The organism is Microcoleus sp. N3A4 (assembly GCF_036701805.1).
In the GTDB taxonomy this organism is placed as follows: domain Bacteria; phylum Cyanobacteriota; class Cyanobacteriia; order Cyanobacteriales; family Microcoleaceae; genus Microcoleus.
On the sequence record NZ_JAUBRJ010000162.1, the window covers coordinates 1 to 2143 of the forward strand.

At 44.2% G+C, this 2143-nt stretch carries 1 protein-coding gene and 2 pseudogenes; 2 read left to right on the plus strand and 1 reads right to left on the minus strand.

Going from position 1 to position 2143, the window contains the following annotated elements; all coding sequences use genetic code 11:
* A pseudogene (locus tag QUA56_RS36400) lies at positions 1–396 on the plus strand (hypothetical protein); the annotation flags it as partial.
* A gap of 201 nt (positions 397–597) precedes the next feature.
* Here QUA56_RS36400 and QUA56_RS36405 read toward each other — a convergent pair.
* Complete coding sequence (locus tag QUA56_RS36405) at positions 598–996, minus strand: ISAs1 family transposase (RefSeq protein WP_333368846.1); 399 nt, start codon at positions 994–996, stop codon at positions 598–600.
* 46 nt (positions 997–1042) lie between these two features.
* Between QUA56_RS36405 and QUA56_RS36410 the strand changes: the two are divergent.
* A pseudogene (locus QUA56_RS36410) lies at positions 1043–1874 on the plus strand (IS5 family transposase).
* Positions 1875–2143 lie beyond the last annotated feature (269 nt).

A 2143-nucleotide genomic window follows, 5' to 3' on the forward strand; every position in this document is an offset into this window, starting at 1 on the left:
CAGAGATTTTTGGGTGTTTTTACTCACTATTATTCCCTCAATCCGCGTATGTGCCAGTTGGGGTGCGGAATGTGGGCTGTAATAGACCAAACGGAACCCGCGAAGCCACAAGATCCTGGGAAAGCGCCGGACAATCCCGCTGAGTTCGGTACTTATCAGAAAAAAGTTGATAGCTACAAAGCGGAGATTGACTCTTGGCAAACAGACTACAGCGAGTGGAAAGGGAAATACGAGGGAACGATTAAAGGCGGAGAAGCTCTCTTAGAGAACTTTTATAATAAATACGGCTCAATGTTCAAGGTTAATGTTAGGCAGTATTGGGCTATTCTTTGCTTGCAAATTTTGGCTTTGTTGGGTCTCACTTTAGTGGTTCAGAAGCGTAAGGATATCGTCTAATTCTGTGTAGTTAATTATCCCCTTTATCACTCGGCGGTTAAAACCGCTTTTACACAAACAGGAGGCCAAGCAACCCAGGTACGATCCGTTTTGAGCTTGTGATTGTTGTGCCGATTACCAGACAATCAGGAGATTGGACTGCACAAAATCCAATTTTATACCCAAGTCTTCAGGCTGGAGTGGGAAATCTAACTGCCAGGGCTATTTCATTCTGAATAGGGTTTTGAGGAATTCAAGGCCAAATCCTGCCTGACGTTGAGCTTGAGCCATATTAGTTTCCCCCTGCTCGCGATAGAGATTGAGGGCCAAATTACGGGCGAGGGCAAACAGGTTAGGCAGTGGCTGGACGCGAATCCGGGAAGCATCCTCGCCTTGTGTGACATCCCGCACAGAATGAACCTTATTTTCAACGTGCCAGTAATTGCGAATGCGTTGAGCAAATTGTTCGACGGTTTCGTTCAAGGAACTGATGTAATAGCGGGTCTGCTTTTTTTTAACGATCAGATGCTGTCCTTTGAGCAAATGCCGATAACTGGTGACGCGAATAATCGTCGTTAATCCTTCCCAGTCGGCCATGCCGGGTAAATAAACCTCTTGCAAAAGTCCCCAATAAGGGCAATATTAAGGTGATTGAGAGGAAAAACTGATGACTTACGAACAAGTGCAAAGTTTAAAGCCAGAAGCCTTCAAGCGATTCTGTGGCGTTGGGTCTACAACTTTTGATGAAATGGTGTCAGTTCTAAAACAACAGCAACTTCAGAAACGCAAACCCGGTCGCCCGCCTAAACTGAGCTTAGAAGATCAGGTACTGCTGGCATTACAATATTGGCGAGAGTACCGTACCTACTTTCACATTGCTCAAAGCTGGAACATCAATGAATCCACTGCGTTCCGGATCGTCAGACACGGGCAAGGACACATTAATTCGTTCAGGTCGGTTTAGCTTACCCGGAAAGAAAGCACTGCTGCAACCGGACTCAGTTTTAGAAGTAGTTGTGGTCGATGTGACCGAAAGCCCAGTCGAGCGTCCAAAAAAAAACAACGACAAGTGTTGAACGGCAAAAAGAAGTATCATATACTGAAGTCACAATTAGTAGTCAATCAAAAGACGGGAGCAATTATCTGCAGAGCTTCGTGGTAAAGGCAGAAGGCATTCCTTGTGACTATTCAAGAGCAGTAAAGTCAGGCTAGCCACTACAATTAAGCTTTTAGGTTATAAGGGTTATCAAGGAATTGCCAAACTTCATGCCAATAGTGAGATCCCTACTAAAAAGCCCAAAAGCTCTAATTTATCTCAGGTTCAACGGCAGGAAAACCGTACTCTGGCAAGCCAACGAATTATTATTGAACACGTTAATAGGATGCTGAAAATTTTTCGGATTTTGTCGGAACGTTACCGAAATCGCCGACGTAGATTTGGTTTACGCTTCAACCTGATTGCAGGCATCTATAACTATGAACTTAACCTTTCAAAATGACTTTTGCAAGAGGTCTAATCAGCTAATGTCTGCCACAGACTAACACTCCGTCGTTCCACTCGACCATGGGCTGTTTCAACGCTATGGCAATGGGATTCGGATTTAAATTGGGCTTTAATAGCCTTCAAACAGTTGCCGTGATTGCCTTTAATGGCGGCTAAATAGGGCTTGCTGAAAAAGTCAGAAAACAGCATTTAGAAAGATGAGTGAATTTGAGATCGCCTCGGCAATATAAGTTTTGTCAATCTTGTTCGGGCTAAACATAGCTT